Raw genomic sequence first — 16345 nt, forward strand, 5'->3', positions numbered from 1 at the left:
CTAATTTCCCATCATTGCATGGTTTGCTTCTATCTGCATATTGATGGCTTCGACGGCGCCATCCAAAGCACCTTTGGGATCCTGTTTACCAGTGGCAATAAGCTGAAGCGCATTATTTGCCGGAGTCCAGACTTCATTCATCTCTGGAATGGAAGGCATGGATGTTGCGTTTGCAGACTGCAGTGCAACCGCTCTTGCGCCTTTGTTATTTTTGATTACCGGATCATCGGCGAGTTGCTTCACTGCTGGGACTTCACCTGTCAGCTCAAACCGGCGTTTTGCATTGTCGTAGTTATTAATAAACTCGATATACTTTTCTGCTAAAGCTTTATTTTTTGAATAAGTTGAAATGCTGTAACTCTTCACCCCCATAAGAGAGCCCATGGGCTGTCCGTTAGGCAGTTTTGGTAAAGGCGCGACACCGTAGTGAATTCCAGCCTCTTCATAAGGTTTAAAAGACCATGGTCCCGTTTCAACAATGGCGGCCCGGCCGGAAGTGAACAGTGAATCAATGGCATTCAGTCCGTTATTGCCGACAATACCGGTCGGAAACAGGCCATCATGATAGAATTTCTGAATGTAGCTGGCTCCCTGAACGGCACCATCAGTATTTAGTAAAATTTTATCCGGGTCATCAGAACCATCCGCTGATTTGGCAAAAATATCGCCACCCATTCCCTGAATAATGCCATAGCTGTAATAGAGTTCATCCCATTTTGCTAACAGGCCATATTTTCCTTGTTTAACAAATTGCTTCGATAGTTTATATATATCTTCAATATTATCCGGCAGTTTATCGATTAGATCTTTATTATAAACCATCACGACAGTTTCAACGGATTTGGGAATTCCATAAAGTTTCCCTTTATATGTCAATGCACTCAGGGATGAATCGGTAAATGTTTCCAGCACTCTTTTATCTGGGTTTATCGGGGAAATTAAGCCCTGAATTACGGCACTGCCAATTTGGTCATGCGGGATAAGAATGACGTCCGGGCCAGTTCCTGCAGGGCCATCCATTCTCAGGGCTTCGACCTGGCCACCATAAGGCAGTTCTTTCACCTGAACATCGACATCATATTTATTTTCAAATAATTCAACTGCTTTTTTATTACCAAATGATTTTTGAATATCTTCCCATACAAGGAGTTTATCTTTCGCAAATACAGAGGAAGAACCGACCAGTGCAATATATATTGCCGAACAATATATTGCTTTTTTTAATTTATTATTTTTCATATTTTTCCTTGATTTTATTAATTAATAGTCGTTAAACTAAATTTATCAATGAAGCTGCTCTGTCCGATATATAAAATATGCTTCAGCAAGTGGCTCCATCCATACAATTGCGAAGTATTTGTGATATCAATCACTGGAATGTAATGGATCTGTGATTAATTTAGTACAAGGCTAGTAAATATTTACCTGTTACTGATAAGTTTGTCACAATTGTTCATTTAATCAGTATGACCAGGGTCAACTGACTCTGAAAACAATAGGTTACCCGAATGGCTTCAATTAACCTTTCTCACATCATCAAACGTTTTGGTGATACACAAACGATTCATGACGTTAATCTTTCTATCGACAGTGGTGAATTTGTCGTTTTTGTCGGTCCATCCGGCTGTGGTAAATCCACACTACTCAGGATGATCGCCGGTCTGGAAGACATCACCAGCGGTGAACTGAAAATTAAAGATGAAGTCATGAATGACATTCCCCCCTCACAACGAGGGGTCGCCATGGTATTTCAGTCATATGCGCTTTATCCTCATATGACGGTTGCCGGGAATATGGGCTACTCACTGAAAGTAAAAAAAGTCCCGCAAGAAGAAATAGATCGTAAAGTCAGGCTGGTCGCAAAAGCCCTGCAGCTAGAGCCTCTGCTGGAGCGAAAACCAGCACAATTATCAGGAGGCCAGCGACAACGGGTCGCCATAGGACGCGCCATTATCCGGGATCCGGATGTGTTTTTGTTCGATGAACCCCTCTCTAACCTTGACGCTGAATTACGGGTTGAAATGCGTTTACATATTGCAAAACTTCATCGCGAACTTCAGTCCACAATGGTTTATGTTACCCATGATCAAGTCGAAGCGATGACACTGGCCGATAAAATCGTTGTGTTACGTGACGGTCGTGTTGAACAGGTTGGTTCACCGATGAGCCTCTATTACCAGCCGCAGAATCTGTTTGTGGCCGGTTTTATCGGCTCACCCAAAATGAACTTCACTCCCGGTAAACTGCTGACCTGGGAAACAGATCAGATCACAATTGAGTTAGACCATCAAAATCAGACCATGACTCTCCCGGTTGCAGTTCCCCCGATGAACAGCGGAGATAAACTGACTATCGGTATCCGGCCGGAACACCTTTCCCGCGAAGAAAATGATATTGCGCTGAAATTTGATACAGAAGTGATTGAACGGCTAGGCAACAGTACGTATATTTTCGGACAGTGCTGTGGCGTGGATAACTTTAAGTTCCTGCATCAGGGTGACTGTATTGTGGAACCGAACAGTTCGCTGAACCTGTATGCAGCAACCGATATGATTCATATTTTTAATCAGGACGGACTGGCAATTGTCAGGGAAAAATTTAGTAAAGCAGTTTAATCGTTCATTTTAGCCAGAAGCACCTTACCGTTCAGGAGAACCTCCACGATCAAAACAGTGATGTGCTCTGGCTTTTCAGTACAACATCTTATAGCAAGGATACAGATTGGCTACTTTAAAAGATATTGCAGCGTTGACTCAGGTTTCCACTTCAACCATTTCCCGGGTGATAAATCAGGATCCAACGCTCTCTATTTCTCAATCAAAAAGAAACGAAATACTGCGGGCAGTGCAGAAACTGGAATATGTTTCTCCCAAACAGCGAAAAGCGCAAAAAGAACATTCAGAAAAGCACGACGAATCGGGAAACCATCATATATCATCCGCGCCGCTGGAGCTGGTGGTCGTCAATTTTCTTGATCCCGTAGGAGAAATCAACGACCCTTATTTTACTTCCATTCGTGTCGGCATCGAAAATTGTTGTTTTCACAATAAAATTTCTGTCAGAACATTAAGACGGGATCAAATCGCCAAAAGCGGGCATATCATAAGCCGGCCTAAAGCTGTGATTGCAGTCGGTCACTTCACTGAAGAAGAAGTCCTGCTGATGTATCACTATAATCGCAATCTGATTTTTATTGATTCAAACCCGCTTGGCAGACATAGTGATGCCGTCCTGTTCGACCGCTATGCAGCGGCAAAGGAACTGGTGGGTTATATTATAGATAGTGGCTCAAAGTACCCTGCTTTTATTGGTAATGATGAAGCCAGGCTTCATGTGTTCCGCGAGCTGACCAAGCAACACCAGCTATACCGTGACGATCATTGTGTTATCAGCAAAGAGTTCTGTATCGAATCGGGGTATCAGGCAATGCTGAAGATATTAGGCAGCAATCAATGCCCTGATGTTGTCTTTGCGGCAACGGATATTATTGCTGTTGGTGTTTACCGGGCCATCTATGAAAAAGACCTGAACATTCCGGGAGACATTAAAGTTGTCGGCATGAATGATATCTCAACCTCAGCTCATATGAATCCGGGCCTGTCGACAATGCGGCTGTATCCGATGGAAATGGGGGAAACAGCTGTCGAGCTGTTTCTGGAGCTGGTCAATGGTCGCAAAGTCAAAAAAATGATCCATCTTGGATATGATTTCATCCGGCGGGACAGTTTTTAGGGACTGTTGATCTTTCGGGTACATTTTTGGCGACTGAGCATTTTCAGAAACCGATCGTTGATAAAAACCGACTGCTTTTACAAACCGCAGCTTTTTGTAATGGATGTTTGAGTCAAACGGATAAATTTTAGAGAAATACTGATCATTTCAAAGGATAGCAGCGAAGTATTGTCAACATCTCTGACAATAATCATACAAGAAGAAATAAACAGGATGAAGTGAAAAAACTGGAGCGGGCAGCGGGAATCGAACCCGCATCATCAGCTTGGAAGGCTGAGGTAATAGCCATTATACGATGCCCGCGCATCGTGAAGATGTGGCTACTATGCCATAAATAATGAAAAAGAAAAGCCCTATCTGTAAAAAAACAAATCGTTTGCACACTTCATAATCAGTGCATAATCAGATGTTTATTTTGCCTGAACTGCATCTGTTGATGAAGTTCTGAAACCGGCATCCGGATATCGCCAAACCGGTCTGTCTCCGGACAAAAAATTGATGACTCTTCTCTGTTTTGACTACACTGTCATTAAGGTCTGAGGACCTTTGAACATCACAGGAGGGGCAATATGAGCATCAAAGATCGTATTGAATCACTTGAGCAACAAATCTATGTTGCATGTTCTGAGGGGGATGAACAAACCTTCAATCGCCTGGAACAACAGTTGGAACAACTTCAGGGTTTTATGGAGCAACCGCTGACCGATGAGACTCTGGAGCATATCTATTTTTCAGAAGATGAATGGCGTTAAATCAACGATAAGCCTGCTCATATACAGATGAGCAGGCTTCATTCCGGAGCACCTGATTTTATCCTCATTTTTGCTGATCATTACACAGAGAAACCCATAGATCTTATTTTAAATATTTTTAATTTTTATATTGATTTTACCCATAATAAAAAACTAAAATCGGCATCTGATTAAACAAAAAACAATTAGCAAACGTTTAACACGAATTTAAAATTATAAAATCAGATTTTTTCTGAGAAAAATATCTGGCTATGTGTCAGATAAACGTAAGTATGTTCTGTTTTATTCGGCCTGCTTACGGCTTTAACCTGAGAGCGGATTTCAGGTAACTTTAAAAAGAACGGGTTCTTATCAAAATCACCATGAGTCATGAAGATAAATTGAGGAACCTTTTATGATGGCGTCGCTATCAGAAGCGCAAGTTTCAGAAAAACCGATCAGCAATACAGGAAAAACCCGGACAGAAGAAGATTTACTCGGTAAAAAACAAATTCCGTGTGAGGCTTATTATGGCATCCATACACAGCGGGCAATTGAGAATTTCTCCTTATCAAGTTCCCGGGTATCCGATGTACCGGCATTAGTCCGTGGTATGGTCATGACCAAAAAAGCGGCAGCATTAGCGAACCGGGAACTTGGCGTGATACCTGAAGACAAAGCACACTATATTATCGCAGCATGTGATCAGATTCTGTCCAACAATCAATACTTAACTCAGTTTCCGGTTGATCTCTATCAGGGCGGGGCCGGAACGTCTCTCAATATGAACACCAACGAAGTCATCGCAAATATTGCGCTTGAATTGATGAATCACCCCAAAGGGGCATATCAGTTTATTCACCCGAATGATGACGTGAACAAAAGCCAGTCAACCAATTGTGCCTATCCAACCGGATTCCGGATTGCGGTTTATAACAGTACACAGGATCTCATCGGCCATATCGACAATTTGATACAAGGCTTTAAGAGCAAAGCGGATCATTATTCCTCGGTACTGAAAATGGGACGAACTCAGCTGCAGGATGCAGTACCGATGACTGTCGGGCAGGAATTCCGGGCCTGGGCAGTGACTATGGCTGAAGAAATAACCAATCTCAAATATATTTCCAGACTGCTGCTTGAGGTTAACCTCGGTGCAACAGCGATCGGTACGGGTATTAATACCGCGCCCGGCTACCAGCTGTTGGCAATCAAATATCTGGCGAAAGTCACCGGATTACCGGTTGTTCCTGCTGAGGATTTAATTGAAGCGACATCGGACTGTGGAGCATATGTGATGATTCATGGTGCATTAAAGCGCCTCGCAATTAAGCTTTCTAAAGTGTGTAATGATCTGCGCCTGCTCTCTTCAGGTCCACGTGCCGGACTGAATGAACTCAATCTGCCGGAAATGCAGGCCGGCTCATCGATCATGCCTGCGAAAGTCAACCCGGTCATACCCGAAGTGGTGAATCAGGTCTGCTACAAGGTGATCGGCAATGATACAACCATTGCATTCGCAGCTGAAGCAGGTCAGTTACAGCTGAATGTCATGGAGCCGGTGATTGCCCAGTGTTTGTTTGAGTCCGTCGCTTTACTCTCACAAGCCTGCCAGACATTAAAAGAAAAGTGTATTGATGGTATTACCGTCAATCAAACCGCCTGCGAAAACTATGTATTCAACTCTATTGGAATTGTCACTTATCTCGTCCCTTATATCGGGCACCATGAAGGCGATATTGTCGGGAAAATATGTGCAGAAACAGGGCAATCTGTCCGGGAGGTTGTTTTACAAAGAAAATTGCTGACAGAAGAAGAACTGAACCAGATTTTAAATACCGATAATTTTATCCAGCCTAAATATATGGCCAGACGTTATAACTGAACTGTCATCACCCAACGGTGATTCCCAAACACCCTGAAAATGTAGTGTTCAGGGTGTTTGTATATCCGGATAACCGGCCCTGTTTCCCAGATCACGGAGTTCTCTGTGAAAAATTGATTTCAGGACAGTGCTACCGACTTGATTTGTGCCCAAACATGCATACCTGGATGCAAATTCAGATCAATACAGGATTTTAATGTAATCCGGGCCAGCAATCTGGCACCATTTTCAAGCAGTAATACAACCATCACCTGGCCTTCATTTGCCTGATGTTTATCGATGACATCGATGACCACAGGTAAACGGTTAAGCATGGTTGTGTGAGACGGTTCGTGCAAGGTAATACTGACGTCAGAAGCAAGAATCCGGCAGCGATATGTCTGAGAGTCAGAACCGGCATGCCCGGGAACCCAAATAGTCACACCATCCATATCGAGTTCAGTTAAATGATGAGGATGATGTCCAACCACGCTGGTATCAAAAATACTACCGACTTCATCACCGAACATTTCAGCATATTTCGGGTCAGACATAATCTCTTGTGCATTCCCGCTGGCAACAACCCGTCCCTGATTAAACAGCACCACGTGATCTGCCAGTCTGGCGAGTTCTTTCACCGAATGAGTGACATAAATAACCGGAATCGATAACTCAGTATGGATCTTTTCCAGATAAGGCAGAATTTCAGCTTTCAAGCGCACATCCAGAGCCGACAAAGGCTCGTCCATCAACAATAATGTTGGGCAGGTCAGCAGTGCTCTGGCAATTGCAATTCGCTGTTTCTCACCACCGGAAAGTAAATGAACCGAGCGCTCAAGCAAATGCTCAATACCAACCAGCTGGCAAATGTCCTGCACGGAAATTTTTCTTTTTTCCGGCGCGATTCGCCGGTAACCGTACTCCAGGTTCTTCTTCACCGACATATGAGGAAACAGACCCGCTTCCTGAAATACATAGCCAATATCCCGCTGATGAGTCGGGACAAACACCGGAGGCTCAGCAGATTGCCATATTTCCCCCGCGACAGATAAATAACCCGACTTCAGGGTTTGCAACCCGGCAATCGCCCTCAGACAGGTCGTTTTTCCTGATCCCGAAGGGCCAAATAATACAGTGATACCACTCGCAGGAAGCTTCAGGTCCAATGCTAAAGAGAAGCCGGGATAATCAATTGAAAATTGTGCGTGAATATCGTTCAAACCGACCTCGATTGATATTGGTACTTACGATTCATCCAATGCATGAGCAGCAGGGAGATAAATGAGAAAGCAACCAGCCCACCGGCCAGCATATGCGCTTTACCGAACTCCAGAGCTTCGACATAATTATAAATTTCAACCGACATTACTCTCGTCTTTCCGGGAATATTACCGCCAATCATTAATACAACCCCAAACTCTCCCAGTGTATGACAAAACCCCATAATGGCAGCCGAAAACACACCCGGCCAGGCCAAAGGAAGGATGACAGAGAAAAAACGATCCACCGGAGATGCTCTTAATGTCGCCGCAACTTCAACCGGTAGCTGACCGATCGCCTGAAAGGAATTTTTCAACGGCTGAAGCACAAATGGAAAAGAGTGAATGACACAGGCAACAGCGATTCCGGCAAAGGAAAATGGCAGTTGCCCTAAATTCATCTCCTGCAGAATATGGCCAATCATACCTGTGGGCGAAAACAGGATAAGTAAATAAAATCCTAAAACTGTGGGCGGCAGCACCAAAGGCAAAGACAACACAGTTTCAATCACGCCTTTGTAACGACATTCAGTTCCTGAAAGCCACCATGCAACCGGTACACCCAATAATAAAAGGAAGATGGTGACAACAAAGGCCAGTTTTAATGTTGTCACAATGACCAGAGTATCTATTCCCACAGCACTATATCCCTTGAATCCCTTGAATCCCTTGCGGCCTGAACTGCCTTCTGTTAACTGTTACCTGCGGCATAACCATAATTTTTGATAATGGCCTGTGCCCGGTCAGACTGAAGATACTTCAGAAAATCGATGACAGCTTTATTCTGAACACCGGAAGGCAGTGTTACAGCATCTTGTTTGATTTCTGAATAATAATTCCGGGGAACTTCCCAGTATGAACCCGCTTTGTAGTGGTTTTTATAAACCTGCGATTTCGCGACAAATCCCAGCTCTGCATTGCCGGTGGCAATAAACTGGTAAGTCGGGTTCAAGCCTTTTCCCATCACCAGTTTGTCCTGAAGCTGAGCATATAAGCCCAGTTTCTCAAGAGTCTCTTTGGCCGCCACACCATAAGGCGCTACTTTGGGATTCGCTATTGCTAAATGATGAAACTGACCCGCGGAAAGAGCTTTCTTCGCTTTCAGCCCCGGGTGTTCAGCCCAAAGAACCAGCGTTCCTTTCGCATAAGTAAATTCACCCGATGCCATGCCGGATTTCACCAGTTTCTGTGGGCGAATTGTATCTGCTGCAAAAAACAGGTCAAAAGGAGCCCCCTGAAGAATCTGAACATAAAGCTGCCCCGTTGAGCCGGTACTGACTGATAAATGATGCGGAGAAACCGATTCAAAATCCTGACGAAGTTCTTTCATCGGACCAAAAAAATTATTCGCAACAGCAACGACCGCTTCATCGGCCTGTACCGCCGCAGACCCAAGTATGCACCCGGACAAAAGAATCACGAAACGAGCTCTCATCTTCAACATTCTCCCTAAATCACCATTGAATACGCAAACCACCGAACATCATGCGCCTGTTTCAACGACAATACAATAGGTTACATAATAAAGAGCTGACAAGAAAGAGGGAGTTCTGCAACGAGACAGCGTTCACTGCCTCGTCTGACATTTGCAAACGAGTATAGATTCTGAACGAGAGCAGGCTGAAATCAGGCCATCACCACAAGCACCGGATAACCGGCCCGTATTCACCCCTTGTCAATGATATTCACCTTTTGTCAATGAGGGTTTGTCGCCTGTTTCACTCTGAATCTGGACATCAGAACCCGTAAATCATCAGCTTGTATGGATAGATCTTCACTGGCTCTTTTCGTTTCATCGACACTCATCAGGACCGAGTGACCCACATCCCTGATATGGACCATATTCTGACTGATTTGTTCTGCCGCAACCGATTGTTCTTCACAGGCTGCCGCAACCTGTGTATTACCATCGCTTAATTCGGTTAAAGCTTGCGCAATCACGTCCATTTGTTCCTTGGCTGAAAGAATCAAACCCGATGTTTCAGATACCTTATCACCACTTTGTCCGATAGAACTGACAGCATCTCCGGCATTCGAAACCAGAGACTCAATTAAGGCGTCTATTTCCTGTGTCGCTTCCTGACTTCGTGATGCCAATGCCCTGACCTCATCAGCAACGACAGCAAAGCCTCTGCCTTGTTCTCCGGCTCTTGCAGCTTCAATCGACGCATTTAAAGCGAGTAGATTTGTCTGCTCGGCAATGCCATTCACGACGGAAACAAAATCCTGAATCTGTTCTGTACTCTTTTGCAGATCCGTAATCAGAAAACTTGATGTTTTCACACTCTCAACCAGTGATCCGGAAAGAGATTCGGTCTGCGACATCGTCCGGCACCCACTCTGCAGACTTTTGTCAGCACGATGAGACGTTTCTGACGCGCCTTCGGCACTGGCTGCAATCTGGGTAATCGTTGCAGCCATTTCGGTCATCGCGGTTGCAACCTGTTCTGTATTTTGCTGTTGTTCTTCAACAGATTCGCTGTTTCTTGCCGCCACCACAGATAACTCAGTGACTGCCCCACCAATCGCATCTGCACTTCTCATGACTTTCGAAACAACCTGACCCAGAGATTCCGACATCAGCTTCATTGACTGTAATACCCGGCCGACTTCATCACGTCCTTCGATACGGATATCAACATCAAAATGCCCCTGAGCCATTTCTTCTGCGATATGGCAGGCATGACTCAAAGATTTGACGATTTGCCGGCTAATCCAGAGCCCGATAAATATCCCGACAACCAGCGCAATTATCATCAGTAAAATCATCCCGAAAATCGCGTGCTGCTCTTCCTGCTCGGTGGTATTGACCGCAGATTGAGTCATATTTTCCACCTGTTTGAGAAACGTTGCCAGCAACTGATTATGATCGTCCTGCTGTCTTTCCAGCTCAGTCGCTTTTAAAGTCAAAGTTTCCCCGGTTTCATCCGCAAGAATCGCATCAAGAATTTCTCCGGCAGATTTTTCATAATGCTGATGAAGCTGCATGATCGTCATCAGCTGGGCTGAAAGCCTTTTTTCCTGTTCCCGGATATTCTCCATCACAGAATGAGACGTAGAAGAGTCTAACAACTGTTTCGCTTCCAGAATTTCCTGATCAAAACCACGGGATAGCTGATGGAACACCTGCTTGAGTTGATGCACTTCAGATTGCTCTACCGTTTTGGCAAAATCTGAGGCGCGTAGTGCCTTTTCAACAATTAAAGTGCTTTGAAGCTGTTTGACAGTCACGTCACTGATGAGCTGAATCAGAGGAATGTGCTGATGAGCGACCTCCTTGATTTCATCAGAAATTTTATTCATCTTCGTTAATCCGAATACAGAAAGGATCAACGTAAGCAATAGCATAACACTGACAAGAAATACCATTTTGGTTGTAACCGAACGATTTTTAACCCATTGCATAGTGAGCTCCTGACCAACTAAATGTAAAAGTGCAACGCCATATCCGAATCACAATATAGATTTTATGATGAATTGATCGGATATAAACTCTATCTCACATAAGTTAAGTGTATAGTCCCTGCTTCATACTGCTTGAATATTTCTAATGCAGAGCAAACTAACAATACCTAATTTAATAGTCATATCAATAGTTAACTTTATCAAAATTAAATTTATATTAAGTTAACATATGCAGTTGGTTGTTTTTTATCGAAAAAACCATTGAAATAACGTACAGAAAGTAAGGATATGAGCAGGCAAAAGAAAAAACCCATCCAATGCATTGGATGGGTTTTAATCATCTGAAAAGTACAATTTTTTCAGCCGATCTGTCAGATTTAATGTGCTGCAGAAGAATCAACCGCATGTTTGGGTTTCGGAGCCAGCCAGATAATACATGCTGCCACAATAAAAATAGCAGCGATTAGCATAAACAGCTGATTGGTCGCAACCATGACACTTTGCTTCTGAACCAGCCAGTCGATGGAGCTTCTTACCTGCCCCAGCGACATGCCTCCCGACTGCATGACATGGGTGGCAACACCATGCTGATCGGTCAGCCCCGCCAGTTCAGAATGTACATAACGGGTCTCTCTTTCCCATGAGGTATTGACCATCGATGTGGCAAAGGCACCTGACAGCGTCCGGATAAAATTCATCAGCCCGGCCGCAGAATTTATCTCACTTTCTCTGACACATCCCAACGCAATCGCTGTCAGCGGAACGAAAAACAGCGGCATCCCAATGCCCTGGAAAAATATCGGCCAGCTCACCTGAAAGAACGTCATATCCAGATTGGCGTAACTCCGGATAAACGTCCATATTCCCAGCCATAAAACGCCTACAAAAACAAAAGGTCTCGGGTCAAATTTACTGGACATCTCCGCGATCACCGGTGCAAGGAAAAAAGCCAAAATACCCATAGATGCGGTCGCATAACCGGATATCGTTGCGGTATATCCCATATATATCTGTAGCCACAGCGGCGTAATGACCGAAATTGCAAAAAAAGCACCAAATCCAAGCGACAGAGTCATCATCGACATAGAGAAACCTCTGTGACGAAAAACCCGGAGATCGACCACCGGATTCCGCGCAGTCAGCTCCCAGATAAGAAAAGAGACAAATCCAATCGCGGCTATAATCCCAAGTACAACAATTCTGTTTGATTCAAACCAGTCATGATCTTTCCCCTCGTCCAGCATAATCTGCAATGCAGCCACCCAGACAACCAGCATGATCAATCCAACAATATCGATGCCCGATTTCTCAGCTTTGGTTTCAAATTTGCGCAGGAGGTGCCAGCAAGCATAAGCAGCAACCAGTGCAAAAGGCACTTTGCAGAAGAAAATATATGGCCAACTATACTGGTCACACAAGATACCACCAATAATCGGTCCCATGATGGGTGCGACCAGAGTCGTCATACTCCAGATCCCAATCGCAGCGTGACTTTTATTTTTAGGAAAAATACGAATCATCAGAGTCTGTGACAGCGGCATCAGCGGACCACCGGAGAAACCCAGTAATACCCGGAATAACACCAGTGTCGTCATGCTGTTTGCCAGACCACATAATAATGAAAATACACCAAATAACAGGAAACAGGTGACAAACACTCTGACTGAACCAAACCGGGAAGATAACCACCCGGTTAACGGTACCGATATCGCTTCAGCAACTGCGTAAGATGTAATGACGTAGGTTCCCTGACTGGTTGAAGTCCCCAGACTACCGGCGATACTGGAAATAGAAACGTTCGCAATTGTTGTATCCAGTATTGCCAGAAAGTTTGCCATGGCCAGACAAATAACCCCCAGAAAGAGAGCAAATCCGGTTAATGGCTGAGGTTGTATCTGTTCATCAGATAAACTCATTTCATATCACCTTTAGCCCTGTTCGCTCACCGCTGCGGTTCTGTATTGAGCCAGTATTTCCCTGGTCACATGAGATTGTGTATCTATCGTCACTTCCATCGATAATCCGACCTGAAGCGGATACGCAGCCAGCTCTTTTGGATCTAATTCAATTCTTACAGGCAATCGCTGAACGACTTTAATCCAGTTACCGGTCGCATTTTGTGCCGGAATCATAGAAAATGCGGACCCTGTACCACCCGACAGTCCGGTAATTACACCATGATATGTGACACTGTCACCATAAAAATCTGACTTCACTTCGACCATCTGCCCGACTTCTACATGCGCTAGCTGAACCTCTTTAAAATTAGCATCAACGTGCATCCGGCTGAGTGGCACAATCGTCATCAAAGGCTCACCGGTCTGAATCCGCCGTCCAATCTGAACCTGTCGCTTCGCAATAACACCACTGACCGGCGCACGAATAACCGTTCTTTGCAGGTTGACTTTTGCCTGTTCATAACGGGCTTTCGCCAATAATACTTCCGGGTTGGTATCAACCGTCGTGTTATCAATCAGCGCGTGATTAGCCTTTTGATTTCCAATGGTTGACAGCCGGTTTGCAACGGATTGATTGACGGCAGCTTTTGCTGCATTTAACTGAGCTTCAGCCTGCGTATATGCGGTTTTCGCATTTGTCAGTTCTTCTCCGGACACCGATCCGGAACGGACCAAATCTTCCCGGCGTCGCAAATCAATTTTCGCCTGCTCAAAACTGGCCTGAGCGGAAGCCAGCTGAGCCCGGGATCTTTTCTCATCTTCCGATCGGGCATTGACCAGTGCTGTCAATCCTTCATCATTGGCAAGGTAACTTCTGACCCGGCGCTGTGCTAAGGCAAAATCAGCTTTTGCCTGCTGCAGCGCAAGACGGGCATCGGTATCATCAATGACAACCAGAACCTCTCCTTTTTTCACGTATTGGGTATCAACAACATTCACTTTGGAAACAATACCGCCTACAGCTGGAGTAACCGATGCAATTTCAACCGAGGCATAAGCATTATCCGTTGATACATAACGGGAACCAATCAGGTACCAATAACTACCGTATCCCGCAGCTGCGATTACAATTGCCGCAGCCAGTCCGATAAAGCCCTTCTTACGGGATTTGCTGGCTTTATTCTGATCAAATTCTTTTTGATCATGTTGTTCTGTTTCGTTGGTATGACTCATTTATTTAATCCTTTCATCGTAAAACTAATAGTGTGGGTATGACATCATTCAGCGTTTTAACTCTTGTCTGCCTGATATCCACCTCCCAGCGCATGAATCAGTGTCAGATCCAATGTGAATGCTCTTGCCCGGACATTCACTAATGCTCTCTCACTATTAATCAATGCATTTTCAGCACTTAATACATCCAGATAAGTGGCCAGCCCACCTTGATAGCGGTTACTGGCGATCTGATGTGCCTCTCTTGCAGCTTCAACAGCCTGACGGGATTTTTCTATTTGAGAATCAAGTGCTTTTGTACTTGTAACAACATCTGCAACATCATGTAATGCCTGAATCAACGTGTCATTGTACTGACCAACGGCCGTTTCATAGTTGGCTTCAGCTGAAGTCAGCTGACCTTCCAGCCGGCCACCGGAAAAAATGGGTAAATAAATAGCCGGGCCGATACTGCCGGCATCATTGCCGGTCCGGAAAAGGTTATCCAGCCCAAAAGCCTGGTAACCGATAAAGGCAGAAAGACTGACATCCGGGTAGAACTGCGCGCGTGCAACCCCGATTCTCTGGGCTGCTGCTTCTGCACGCCAGCGTGCTGCAGAGACATCAGGCCGATGCCCCAAAAGTCCAACGCCCAGATCACCGGGAAGTCCAAATGTCCGGGATAAATGCACATCAGGCCGTGTGACAGATAAAGCTTTATCCGGACCATCGCCAACCAGGGCTGCAATGGCATTTTTCTGTAGCTGAACGGATTCTTTGAGACTCAGTAATTCAGCTTCAACACTGGCAACAGCAGATTTTGCCTGACTGACAGCACCTTTGGTTTCCAGGCCATTCCGGTAACGTTTAGTCAATAACTCCGCCGTTTGACGTCTGACATGGACCGCAGCAGCAACAGTATCTTCATTAGCATATAATCTCGCCAGTTCAGCATAAGCCTGAGCAATCGATGTCGATAGCATCAGGCGTGTCGCAGCCTGCTCTGCTTTTGCAGCAGCCAGCTCAGAAACGGCAGCGGCAACAGACGCTTTATTTTTTCCCCAGAAATCAAGATCGTAAGAAAAATTCAGTGTCAAAGATCCATAGTCATTCCAGTTTGCAGGCGGCGCATAAGACTGGTAGCGATAGCTGACTTTGGTCTGAGAAGCATTTGCGGACAAACCTGCCTGAATTTTTCTCAGTGCACCAGTCTGCTGTGCAATCCCCTCATAATTTCTCAGCCGGGCTCTGGCGACCTGCATTGTCGGAGAATCTGAAAGCGCTGTTTCAATCAACTGAGTTAACTGGTGATCCTGATAACGCGTCCACCAATGATCATCCGGCCAGTCAATGGCTGAAATTTCCTGAAATGTTTTTGTATACCCTGCCTCATCTGCTGACTTGACGGATGTCAGGGTTTCATCCGGCGGCGTCATACAGCCGCTGAGCAAGAGTGTACTTGCTATTAGTGTCAGACCTGACCGGAAAACTGGCTTACTCATCATGCATTGCCTTCATTACATCTGTTGTATATAAAAAGTTATAACTAAACTGTACCGTACAGTTATACTCTTGACAGGAGGACAAAGTCAAGCGAAACTCTTTGCGGTTTTTCAGTTGGAGTTCATTTCATGCGGGTAAAAAGCGAAGCACGCCGTCAGGCTATTCTGGATATTGCAAAAGAAGCATTTATCAAACAGGGATTCGAACAAACATCCATGTCTGCAATTGCGAAAAAGCTCGGTGGTTCAAAAGCGACGCTTTACAATTATTTCAATTCAAAGGAAGCAATATTTCTGGCAGTCATGCGCGCTTCAATTTCGGATCAACTCGTCAAAGCATTTCATGGCTTATCAGAAAAAGAGGGGCTGGAAGTAACCCTGAGTGAAATGGGGGTTATCTATCTGAAATCTATTCTGAACCCGGAAGTTACGGCTATTCGTAAACTCGCTCTGTCAGAGTCAGAACGTTCTGATATCGGGTGTTTCTTTTATGAAAACGGGCCTAAAAAAGGCTGGAGAACTGTTGAACGATTCATTGCTTCACAAGTTGAAAGTGGCAACCTGATCCCATGTAATACAGAAATTGCTACAGCACAGCTAAAAGCGTTACTTGATGCAGAATTAGTAGAACCCTACGAATTCGGGGTCATTGATAAACCTGATGATGAGAAAATCGAACAGGTCGTTAACCGCGCCATCAACAGTTTTATCCGTTTATATACATAGGGTCTGTTGATATTCA

13 protein-coding genes and 1 tRNA gene are annotated in these 16345 nt (G+C 44.8%); 5 read left to right on the forward strand and 9 right to left on the reverse strand.

Annotated features, from left to right (window positions below; translation table 11 throughout):
- Entirely contained in the window at positions 1 to 1239 is a 1239-nt protein-coding gene (locus OCV29_RS21190; RefSeq protein WP_261887404.1) for an extracellular solute-binding protein, read from the reverse strand.
- A gap of 269 nt (positions 1240 to 1508) precedes the next feature.
- On the opposite strand from OCV29_RS21190, the gene OCV29_RS21195 reads away from it, so the two are divergent.
- Together OCV29_RS21195 and OCV29_RS21200 are read left to right on the forward strand one after the other, a co-directional pair.
- A complete protein-coding gene (locus tag OCV29_RS21195) occupies positions 1509 to 2615 on the forward strand; it encodes an ABC transporter ATP-binding protein (RefSeq protein ID WP_073604514.1) in 1107 nt (368 codons plus the stop codon).
- Positions 2616 to 2721: 106 nt separating this feature from the next.
- Positions 2722 to 3732, forward strand: a complete 1011-nt coding sequence (locus OCV29_RS21200; protein WP_073604513.1) for a LacI family DNA-binding transcriptional regulator — start codon at positions 2722 to 2724, stop codon at positions 3730 to 3732.
- 228 nt (positions 3733 to 3960) lie between these two features.
- Here OCV29_RS21200 and OCV29_RS21205 read toward each other — a convergent pair.
- Positions 3961 to 4035, reverse strand: a tRNA-Gly gene (locus OCV29_RS21205).
- Positions 4036 to 4301: 266 nt separating this feature from the next.
- Between OCV29_RS21205 and OCV29_RS21210 the strand changes: the two genes are divergently transcribed.
- Both OCV29_RS21210 and aspA read left to right on the forward strand, forming a co-directional pair.
- A complete protein-coding gene (locus OCV29_RS21210) occupies positions 4302 to 4484 on the forward strand; it encodes a hypothetical protein (RefSeq protein WP_073604512.1) in 183 nt (60 codons plus the stop codon).
- Positions 4485 to 4881: 397 nt separating this feature from the next.
- Complete coding sequence (gene aspA / locus OCV29_RS21215; protein ID WP_073604570.1) at positions 4882 to 6348, forward strand: aspartate ammonia-lyase; 1467 nt, start codon at positions 4882 to 4884, stop codon at positions 6346 to 6348.
- Positions 6349 to 6467: 119 nt separating this feature from the next.
- Here the strand turns inward: aspA and modC are convergent, their stop codons facing one another.
- The 7 genes from modC to OCV29_RS21250 all read right to left on the reverse strand — a co-directional run bounded on the left by modC (position 6468) and on the right by OCV29_RS21250 (position 15606).
- Complete coding sequence (gene modC / locus OCV29_RS21220; protein WP_073604511.1) at positions 6468 to 7547, reverse strand: molybdenum ABC transporter ATP-binding protein; 1080 nt, start codon at positions 7545 to 7547, stop codon at positions 6468 to 6470.
- Complete coding sequence (gene modB, locus OCV29_RS21225) at positions 7544 to 8224, reverse strand: molybdate ABC transporter permease subunit (RefSeq protein ID WP_245796904.1); 681 nt, start codon at positions 8222 to 8224, stop codon at positions 7544 to 7546. Before modB ends, modC begins: the two co-directional genes overlap by 4 nt.
- Before the next feature lie 53 nt (positions 8225 to 8277).
- A complete protein-coding gene (modA, locus tag OCV29_RS21230; protein WP_139281618.1) occupies positions 8278 to 9021 on the reverse strand; it encodes a molybdate ABC transporter substrate-binding protein in 744 nt (247 codons plus the stop codon).
- Between the two features lie 260 nt (positions 9022 to 9281).
- The gene (locus OCV29_RS21235; protein ID WP_073604509.1) at positions 9282 to 10991 is read right to left on the reverse strand and encodes a methyl-accepting chemotaxis protein; all 1710 of its coding nucleotides are present in this window, start codon (positions 10989 to 10991) and stop codon (positions 9282 to 9284) included.
- Between the two features lie 377 nt (positions 10992 to 11368).
- Positions 11369 to 12907 (reverse strand): DHA2 family efflux MFS transporter permease subunit, encoded by a 1539-nt coding sequence (locus tag OCV29_RS21240; RefSeq protein WP_073604508.1) that lies wholly within the window; start codon positions 12905 to 12907, stop codon positions 11369 to 11371.
- A gap of 12 nt (positions 12908 to 12919) precedes the next feature.
- Positions 12920 to 14122, reverse strand: a complete 1203-nt coding sequence (locus OCV29_RS21245; protein WP_073604507.1) for an HlyD family secretion protein — start codon at positions 14120 to 14122, stop codon at positions 12920 to 12922.
- Between the two features lie 56 nt (positions 14123 to 14178).
- Positions 14179 to 15606: an efflux transporter outer membrane subunit gene (locus OCV29_RS21250; RefSeq protein ID WP_073604506.1), complete on the reverse strand. Its 1428-nt coding sequence runs from the start codon at positions 15604 to 15606 to the stop codon at positions 14179 to 14181.
- 126 nt (positions 15607 to 15732) lie between these two features.
- Here OCV29_RS21250 and OCV29_RS21255 point away from each other — a divergent pair, with 126 nt between their 5' ends.
- A complete protein-coding gene (locus tag OCV29_RS21255) occupies positions 15733 to 16329 on the forward strand; it encodes a TetR/AcrR family transcriptional regulator (protein WP_073604505.1) in 597 nt (198 codons plus the stop codon).
- Positions 16330 to 16345: the final 16 nt, after the last annotated feature.

The organism is Vibrio aerogenes, from assembly GCF_024346755.1.
GTDB classification, from domain to species: domain Bacteria; phylum Pseudomonadota; class Gammaproteobacteria; order Enterobacterales; family Vibrionaceae; genus Vibrio; species Vibrio aerogenes.

Excerpts from the sequence above, each read along its gene's own strand:
- modA (WP_139281618.1), bottom strand. The coding sequence starts at position 9,021 with ATGAGAGCTCGTTTCGTGATTCTTTTGTCCGGGTGCATACTTGGGTCT.
- OCV29_RS21240 (WP_073604508.1), bottom strand. The coding sequence starts at position 12,907 with ATGAGTTTATCTGATGAACAGATACAACCTCAGCCATTAACCGGATTT.
- OCV29_RS21255 (WP_073604505.1), top strand. The coding sequence starts at position 15,733 with ATGCGGGTAAAAAGCGAAGCACGCCGTCAGGCTATTCTGGATATTGCA.
- OCV29_RS21245 (WP_073604507.1), bottom strand. The coding sequence starts at position 14,122 with ATGAGTCATACCAACGAAACAGAACAACATGATCAAAAAGAATTTGAT.
- OCV29_RS21190 (WP_261887404.1), bottom strand. The coding sequence starts at position 1,239 with ATGAAAAATAATAAATTAAAAAAAGCAATATATTGTTCGGCAATATAT.
- aspA (WP_073604570.1), top strand. The coding sequence starts at position 4,882 with ATGGCGTCGCTATCAGAAGCGCAAGTTTCAGAAAAACCGATCAGCAAT.
- OCV29_RS21235 (WP_073604509.1), bottom strand. The coding sequence starts at position 10,991 with ATGCAATGGGTTAAAAATCGTTCGGTTACAACCAAAATGGTATTTCTT.
- OCV29_RS21195 (WP_073604514.1), top strand. The coding sequence starts at position 1,509 with ATGGCTTCAATTAACCTTTCTCACATCATCAAACGTTTTGGTGATACA.
- OCV29_RS21210 (WP_073604512.1), top strand. The coding sequence starts at position 4,302 with ATGAGCATCAAAGATCGTATTGAATCACTTGAGCAACAAATCTATGTT.
- OCV29_RS21250 (WP_073604506.1), bottom strand. The coding sequence starts at position 15,606 with ATGATGAGTAAGCCAGTTTTCCGGTCAGGTCTGACACTAATAGCAAGT.